Here is a 7,876-nt window from a genome sequence, read left to right as displayed (position 1 = left end):
GTGAAGGCGCTGGGGCCCTTTCCGCCTTCACACGTTCATTTCGAGCACGACGATGGAACATACATGGGGCGAATCGCGGCGACGCGCCTGTTGCCGCTCCGTTCGTACCCGATAATGTGCCGTGCATGGTGGGCCGGTACAAGGCCGCGCCCTAGCTAGGCGGTGTGGCGAACACATGCTTACGCCCGCGTTAATTCCTTTGCGCTGAAGTGGGACACATGAGCGGTCAAAAGAGCAAGGCTGGCGCGATCCGCGTCGGCATCGGCGGCTGGACCTACGAGCCCTGGCGCAACAATTTCTTTCCGGCCGGGCTCAAGCATGCCGAGGAATTGGCCTATGCCAGCCGCCACGTCACCAGCATCGAGGTCAACGGCACCTACTACCGCACCCAGAGCCCGGAAAGTTTTCGCCGCTGGGCGGCGGAAACGCCGGACGATTTCGTGTTTTCGCTGAAGGCCAGCCGCTACGCCACCAACCGTAAGGACCTCGCCGAGGCGGAGCCGGCGATCGCGCGTTTCGTCGAAAGCGGGATCACCGAATTGGGCGCCAAGCTCGGGCCGATCCTGTGGCAGCTGGCGCCGACCAAAAAATTCGACCCCGCCGAGATCGGCCGCTTTTGCGCCGCTCTGCCGAAAGAGCAGGGGGGTCTGAACCTGCGGCACGTGCTGGAGGTGCGGCACCCGAGTTTCGTCCATGCCGATTTCGTCGCGCTCGCCCGGGAGCACGGCGTGGCGATCTGCCTGGCCGTGTCCGACGATTACCCGCTGATCGCCGACCCGACCGCCGATTTCATCTATATGCGTCTGCAGACCAGCACCGCCGAGCACGACGCGGGCTACCATCCGACGGCGATCGACAGCTTCGCCGCGCAGGCCAAGACGTATGCCGCGGGCAAGACGCCGGCCGACCTGCCGATGCTGGCGCCGGCGCTCCCCGCGCCGAAACGCGATTGCTTCGTCTACTTCATCAGCGGCGCCAAGGAGCGCAATCCCCACGCCGCGCATCTGCTGATCGGCGCGTTGACGTAAGCGTCACCCTGGCCGCAGATTGCCGGCGGGCGCTCATCCAGAGGCACCGTCTCAGGGAGCGGAACGATGGTTCGAAACAAACTTGTTTTCGGGACAATGACGGCTGCCGTGGTGGTGCTGGCCGTCCCGGCTCATGCCGCCGATGCCAGGGGCGTGTGGCAGCGTGCCGAGGGCACCTCGCGCGTCAAGATCGCCCCTTGCGGCGGCGCGCTGTGCGGTACGGTCGTGTGGCTGCGCGATACCGGCGGCCCCGGCCGGGTCGGCCAGCGCGTCTTCTTCGACATGAAACCGGCCGGCGCCGACACCTGGGAGGGCGCCGCGTTCAACCCCGAGGACGGCCGCACCTATTCCGGCAAGATGGAAGTGTCGGGCAACGCGCTCACCACCACCGGCTGCGCGCTCGGCGGGATGATCTGCAAGTCGGTGAGCTGGTCGCGGGTGAACTAAGGGTAAACAATGTCGTCCTCGCTGGCACGAACGCGCCGGATCCGTGAAAGCCGGCTGGCCGAAAAAGCACTAGAAGAGGCGCTGTGCACCGCGCTTCACTGGACCAGCATGGTGTTCTGGATCCCGACTGGGACGCCACATCCCGCTGTTTCTTGCGGGCACAGTCTTTGATTGCGCGGACCGTAAGACCCCGGGGGCTACTCCATGACGATCAGCGTTGCCTTGACCGCCGAGAACGCAGCGTTCGTCCAAGCCGAGGTTGCTTCAGGCCGTACCGACTCCGCGATCGGACTAAGCAATCCGTCCGCGGCCGAACGCCTCTACGATCGCATAGAAGAAAAGGTACGGCGACTTGCCGATCGACAGCGTCTGGGACCGCGGCGTTCGGACATCAGACCCAAAACCCGTATCCTGGCCGAACCGCCGCATCTGATCCTCTACGAGATCGAGCCCAATACAGACGAGGGGCCGATCACCATCGTCGAAATCGCCCCGGTGGTCGACGGTCGTCGCGACCTCGCCGGCCCTGAGTGACGATGCGGCCTGCGCCAACGCCGACCGGCGAAACGGGAGCACTCCTTTGGCCGAAAACATCACCGCTCTCGCCACCCTGGCGTTCGGGCTGCTCGCCTTCGCCGGTTGGTGCCAGCACCTCTACACCTGCTTCAACGAACACCTGACCGGCTTCCTCATCGCCGGCGCCCTGTTCTTTCCTGTCGCCGTGGTGCACGGCTGGGGCATCTGGATGCACTGGTGGTCGTGACGAAATAATCTTCACCCGCAAATGCAGCCCTGCCTGCGTGTCTGGGGCCGCTGGCGGACTGTCATCGCCACTAAGCCACCGCACGGCCTGGAACCTGCACGTTGGTCCGCGGCGGGAATGATCCCGTCATGTCACCGACAGCAAACCGGCCCGCGAGACGGCGGGCCGCAGACAGGTTCGTCTTTATGACCGACACGCGCTTTCATCTCGGCTGGTTTACCTACTTCGGGCAGAACGCCTGGAACGATCCGCTCGGCTCGGCGCCCGAGCCGTGGACCGGCGACCTGCACCGCGACCTCGCGCGATCGATGGAGCGCGCCTGCTTCGATTACATGCTGATCGAAGACACGCTGAGCATTCCGACCGCGTTCAAGCACGGCATGGAGACTTATCTGAAGCACGGCATCATGGTGCCGAAGCACGATCCCGTGCCGCTCGCCGCGATTCTGGGCGCCGACACGCGCCACCTCGGCATCGTCACCACCCTGTCGACGATGGCCTATCCACCCTTCATGCTGGCGCGGCTGATCTCGACGATGGACCATCTGACGCGCGGGCGCTTCGGCTGGAACATCGTAACGTCGGCGGAAAACGCCGCCGCGCTGAACATGGGCCTCGCCGAAATCCCGCCGCGTCAGCTGCGCTACGACATGGCCGACGAATATGTTGCCCTGGTCGAAAAGCTGATCGAGAGCTGGGAGCCCGACGCCGTTATCCGCGACGCCGCCACCGACACCTATGCGGATGCGTCGAAAGTCCACCCGGTGAACTTTGAGGGGCGCTGGTACAGCGCGCCGGGCCCGCTCAACACGGTGCGCTGTCCGCAGGGACGGCCGGCCTTCATCCAGGCCGGCGGTTCGCCGCGCGGCCGCCGCTTTGCTGCCGAGCATGCGGACTCGGTCATCGCAAGCACCAACGGCATCGCCGGGATGAAGGCCTATCGCGACGACATCCGCAAGCTGGCGGGCGAAGCCGGGCGCAATCCCGACGACATCAAGGTCTTGTCGCTGATCGCGCCGATCGTCGCCGAGACCCGGTCGCAGGCGCAGGAGATGTATGCGCGCGCACTGGAATCGCCGGGCTATACCGAGCGGGCGCTCGCCCTGTTCAGCTCCTTCACCGACGTCGATTTCTCGCAGTACGACCTCGATCAGCCGCTGCCGCCGTTGACCACCAACGCGGAGCAGGGGGCGCTCGACAAGTTCTGCCAGACCCGGCCCGGCTCGCCGGCGAGTCCGAAAACGCTGCGACAGCTGGTGCGCGACAGCGGCACGACCGGGGCGCTGGAACTCGTCGGCACGCCGGACGACGTTGCCGACATGATGGGCGATGCGATGGCGCAGGTCGGCGGTGACGGCTTCCTCATCACGACACCGTTCCACCGGCTGAGCCGCGTCTACGTCAACGGCATCACCGACGGCCTCGTGCCCGCCCTCCAGCGCCGCGGCCTGACCCGCACCGCCTACACCAAGACGACGCTGCGCGAGACGCTGAAGGAGTTTTAAGCGTTTCGCCGCCGCGTATCCTCACCCACAAAGTGGGGGAGGGGGACCATGCGAAGCATGGTGGAGGGGGCGCCGTGATCTGTGGTGCCCAAGCCCCCTACACCGCCTATCGGCGGTCCCCCGCCCCCGCGTTTCGCGCAAGGGAGGATACCCCTACCGCTTCAGCCAAAGCCCCTCGAAGCGGTCGCTGACCCGCGTCCACACATTGCCCTGGTCGTGGTTCGGCGGCGACACCACGACGGTGGCGGTCATGCCGGCGGAGAGGATGATGCCGTCGGGCACGCGGTCGATGGCGATGCGCACGGGAACGCGTTGCGCGAGGCGCACCCAGGTGTAGACCGCCTGCACCGAGGGCAGGCCCTGCGTGCTGACGGTCGCGTTGGAGGTCGAGATGCCGCGGCCGATGCTGTCGACATGGCCGGTGATGCGCCCGTTGTAGCCCATCAGCTCGACGCTGGCGGGATCGCCGACACTGAAGCTGCCCATTTTGGTCTCTTCGAAATAGCCCGAGACCCAGAAGGAATCGCTGTCGATGATCGCGATGTTGGCGGTGCCGGTGTTGGCATAGTCGCCGCGGCGTAGCAGCAGGTTCGTGACGTAGCCGTTGACCGTAGAACGCACCTCCGTGCGGCTGAGATTGAGCTTGGCGCGCTCGAGGCTGGCGAGCGAGCCCTGATATGCCGCCTTGGCGACTTCCGAGGCGCCGACATAGGTCTGCTTTTCCTCGACCGAGGTGCTGAGGGTGGTGAGGGCCTCGCGCCGCGCCGCCTGGTTCTGCTTGACGTCGAGGTCGGCCTTTTTGCTGGCGACGTCCGCCTCGGCGCTGTCCAGCGCCACCTGATAATCCGCCTTGTCGATGACGTAGAGAAGATCGTCCTTGTGGACGAACTGGTTGTCGGCGACGCGAAGATCGACGATCGGGCCCGGCACCTGCGGCGCGATGTTGGCCACTTGCACGCGGACCTCGCCGTCGCGCGTCCAAGGCGCCACCATGTAGTGCAGCCACAGGCCGACGATGGCGACGCAGGCCGCCACCAGGATCAGGCCGGTCACGAGAAAGCGGATGAAGCGGCGGGCGCGTTTGAACATGGGGCTCTCAGAGGAAGATGTTGAGGAAGGCCAGCACGCAGATGTAGAGGCCGGCTTCGGCGAGCAACGGATGCCACGCCCAATGCTCGATGCCGCGGCGCGCCAGGAGGGCGTGGATCGGCAGGCATACGAGCAAAGCGATGATCGCGTATTTGACGAACGGCGTGATCAGCAGGCCGGCGACGACGAACTCGCTCATCGGACCCGCTCCAACAATTCGGCGTGACGGAGTAGACGGCTCTCGACCCGGGTGAGGATCGCGGTGCCGTAAAGGGCCGTCGCGGCATGCAGGGCGGCCAGTCTCGCACCCTTTTCCGTGCACGCTTTCGGGTCGTTCGCCAGCCAGAAATACTCGCGGGCGATCCGGTCGGTGGCATCGGGCGACAAGGTCGGCAGCGTGGCCCGAGCCCGGGCTTCGAGGTCCGGCGGCGCCGCGATCACGGCGGCGTCGAGCGCCCGCCAGGCGCGCCGCACGACGAAGGCGAGGTTGCCGATGTCGTTCAGCCGCGTCATCTCCTTGTGCCGCGCCAGCGTGACCGGCCCGGGGCCGAGCCATTGCTTGAACTGGCTCATGCGATCGTATTGCAGCGAGGCCCGCGGCTGGAGCCGGTGATGCTCGTCGGCGAGCGCGTTGCGCAAATGCGTTCCGCCGGCCAACGCCAGACGCATACGGCGCTGTCCCGGCTGAACCGGAATGACGACTTTGAACGACAGAAACACGATGACGCCGGAGACGACGAACATCGTCGCGCTCGACACGAAAGCGTTGGGATCGAGAACCTGCGGGTTGGCCGGCGCAATCAAAACCAGGGTCATCGTGCCGAAGATGGTGCCCATGGCCTGCTGGCCGGTCTTCATGAAGTAGCAGGTCCCGGCGACCAGCGGGGCCAGCGACAGGATGAACAGGGGGTAGCCATCGATCATCGGAAACAGCAGAAACTTGTAGACGGTCGCCAGTACGACCGCGATCGGCAGCCCGAAGATCGCTGCGTTGGCCATCGACGTCGGATTGGGCTGCAGCGAGCCGAGCGACACGAACACGGCGGCAAACAGGATCGCCATCGCCGTGCCGGACTGGCCGGACCAGACGCCGAGCACGCAGGTGAGGCCCACCGACACCGTCACCCGGACGAAGTTGAGCAGGACCGAGAGATAGTCCTGATGCACCGGAATTTTGGCGATGCGGCGCGGCGCCACCCCGATGCGGACGGATTTCAGCCCATCGCGTACGTCGGCAAAGGTCGTGATCAGAAAGCGCATGCGATCGAGAACGGCGGCCTCCTCCATCGTCAGGCCGCCCGACTCCAGCCCGTGCAGCGTCAAGGCGTCGAGCTCGCCGCGAAGCCGTTCGGGGCGTTGCGAGCGCAGCGCGCGCTTGACGATGGTGGTGGCCGTATCGAGCGTCGGCGAGGCGGCGGGGGCGCGCTGAAGTCCTGCGCCGACGGCCTGGATCGAGGAGATCATCTCGAACAGGCCGAGCAGGGCGCTCCGCGCGCCAGCGGCCCGGCGGCCGCCACCCGGCAGTTCCGTGGTCGCGAAAGAGATCTCGCTGCGCAGCGGCATCAGCCGGCTGGCGATCGCGATGCAGGCCCAGGCGTCGGGCGACTTGCGCTCGTCCAGCGCCCGCACTGCCATGACGACGACGTCCACGGTCGCGGCGCGCAGCTTGAAAAGCAGGGACACCGACGCCTCGGCGCCCAGCAACACGGCATTGACCGCGGTGATCGCCGCAATGCCGACCAGGATCGCGGCGACACGGTCGACGGCCACCATGAAGGCGGCGTCCGGCGTGTCGATATTGGCGATGGCGACGATCGCCACGGAGTATCCGGCGAGCACGGTGCCGTAGGCGCGAAAATCACGCAGAATCGTCCCGACCGCGGTGCAGAGACCCATCCACACCGTGAAGGCGGCCAGGATCATCGTCCGGTCCTGCGGGAACAGCGCGGTCATGGCGACCGCCACCGAGACGCCGACGAGGGTGCCGATCGTGCGATAGATGGCCTTCGACAGCACCATGCCCTGGACCGGCTGCGCCAGCAGCATCACGCAGACCCCGGCGCTCGAGGCGGAATCGAGCTCGAGCAGAAACGCAACGTAAAGCGCCAGCCCAAGGGCAAGCCAGGTGCGGACGGCAAACGACGTCGTGCCCGCCGGCCAGACCAGCCACGGCTTGAGGAAGACCGGCACCGTGAAGAGCGGCGCGGCTGCCGGCTCGGGGGTGGTATCGAGCGTGTTCACGGTCCGGCGCCCAGTTCCCCTCCCCCTTGCGGGGAGGGGTTAGGGGTGGGAGTCCACCATCCTGCTTCCATTTCGAAGAACACCGCGCCCCCCCCCTCCCAACCTCTCCCCGCAAGGGGGAGAGGGGCATAACCGCACCGTGACCTAGCCTATGCCATGATCCGCCACACTTGCTAGATCGCGTCGCGCAGCTCGATGCGGATCGGTACATGGTCCGACGGTTTATCTTCGCCGCGGCGGTCCTTGTCGATGGTGACGTGCATCAGCCGGTCCGCCGCCTGCGGCGAGAGCAGCAGATGGTCGATGCGGATGCCGTGGTTCTTCTGCCAGGCGCCGGCCTGGTAATCCCAAAAGGTGTAAAGCCCGGCGTCGTCGGTGGTGGCGCGCAGCGCGTCGGTAAGCCCGAGGTTCAGCAGGGTGCGAAACTTTTCCCGCGTCTGCGGCAGGTAGAGCGCGTCGCCGAGCCACGCCGCGATGTCGTGAGCGTCGCCCGGGCCGGGAATGACATTGTAGTCGCCGGCGAACACCAGGCTCTCCTCCAGCTTCAGGAGTTCGGTGGCGCGGGCGATGAGCCTGTCCATCCACGCCAACTTGTAGGGGTATTTTTCGCTGTCGACCGGATTGCCGTTGGGCAGGTACAGGCAGCACACCCGCACCGGCTGGCCGGCCGTCGTCACAACCGCCTCGATGTAGCGGGACTGCGTGTCGTCGTCGTTGCCGGGCAGGCCGTTCTCGACCTCCATCGGCGTCTTCGACAGGATGGCGACGCCGTTGAACCCCTTCTGGCCGTGGGTGGCGACGTT

At 66.2% G+C, this 7,876-nt stretch carries 9 protein-coding genes; 5 read left to right on the top strand and 4 right to left on the bottom strand.

The annotated features are described in order from the left end of the window. The first annotated feature begins 218 nt into the window (after positions 1-218). From GSQ79_RS24475 to GSQ79_RS24455, 5 genes are all read left to right on the top strand, one after another. Positions 219-1,028, top strand: a complete 810-nt coding sequence (locus GSQ79_RS24475) for a DUF72 domain-containing protein (RefSeq protein ID WP_158811370.1) — start codon at positions 219-221, stop codon at positions 1,026-1,028. Positions 1,029-1,094: 66 nt separating this feature from the next. Continuing rightward, positions 1,095-1,475: a DUF2147 domain-containing protein gene (locus GSQ79_RS24470; RefSeq protein WP_158811369.1), complete on the top strand. Its 381-nt coding sequence runs from the start codon at positions 1,095-1,097 to the stop codon at positions 1,473-1,475. Positions 1,476-1,679: 204 nt separating this feature from the next. Continuing rightward, complete coding sequence (locus tag GSQ79_RS24465) at positions 1,680-2,009, top strand: type II toxin-antitoxin system RelE/ParE family toxin (RefSeq protein ID WP_158811368.1); 330 nt, start codon at positions 1,680-1,682, stop codon at positions 2,007-2,009. Positions 2,010-2,055: 46 nt separating this feature from the next. Then, a complete protein-coding gene (locus GSQ79_RS24460) occupies positions 2,056-2,238 on the top strand; it encodes a hypothetical protein (protein WP_158811367.1) in 183 nt (60 codons plus the stop codon). Between the two features lie 185 nt (positions 2,239-2,423). Next, a complete protein-coding gene (locus tag GSQ79_RS24455; protein WP_158811366.1) occupies positions 2,424-3,743 on the top strand; it encodes an NtaA/DmoA family FMN-dependent monooxygenase in 1,320 nt (439 codons plus the stop codon). A 153-nt stretch (positions 3,744-3,896) separates the two neighbouring features. Here GSQ79_RS24455 and GSQ79_RS24450 read toward each other — a convergent pair whose 3' ends face one another. From GSQ79_RS24450 to GSQ79_RS24435, 4 genes are all read right to left on the bottom strand, one after another. Beyond that, complete coding sequence (locus GSQ79_RS24450; RefSeq protein WP_158811365.1) at positions 3,897-4,832, bottom strand: HlyD family secretion protein; 936 nt, start codon at positions 4,830-4,832, stop codon at positions 3,897-3,899. A 7-nt stretch (positions 4,833-4,839) separates the two neighbouring features. Next, on the bottom strand, positions 4,840-5,031 hold the full coding sequence (locus GSQ79_RS24445; RefSeq protein WP_158811364.1) for a DUF1656 domain-containing protein: 192 nt from the start codon (positions 5,029-5,031) through the stop codon (positions 4,840-4,842). Then, positions 5,028-7,073, bottom strand: coding sequence for an FUSC family protein (locus GSQ79_RS24440; RefSeq protein WP_158811363.1), 2,046 nt, complete (start codon positions 7,071-7,073; stop codon positions 5,028-5,030). Before GSQ79_RS24440 ends, GSQ79_RS24445 begins: the two co-directional genes overlap by 4 nt. Positions 7,074-7,246: 173 nt before the next feature. Continuing rightward, the coding region (locus GSQ79_RS24435; RefSeq protein ID WP_158811362.1) for an exodeoxyribonuclease III at positions 7,247-7,876 on the bottom strand (630 nt) is incomplete at its 5' end.

The sequence above is a fragment of the Beijerinckia sp. L45 genome (genome assembly GCF_009765775.1).
Lineage (GTDB): Bacteria > Pseudomonadota > Alphaproteobacteria > Rhizobiales > Beijerinckiaceae > RH-AL1.
Note: the sequence above shows the minus strand (reverse complement) of the source record. Positions and strands in the feature narration are given on the sequence as shown.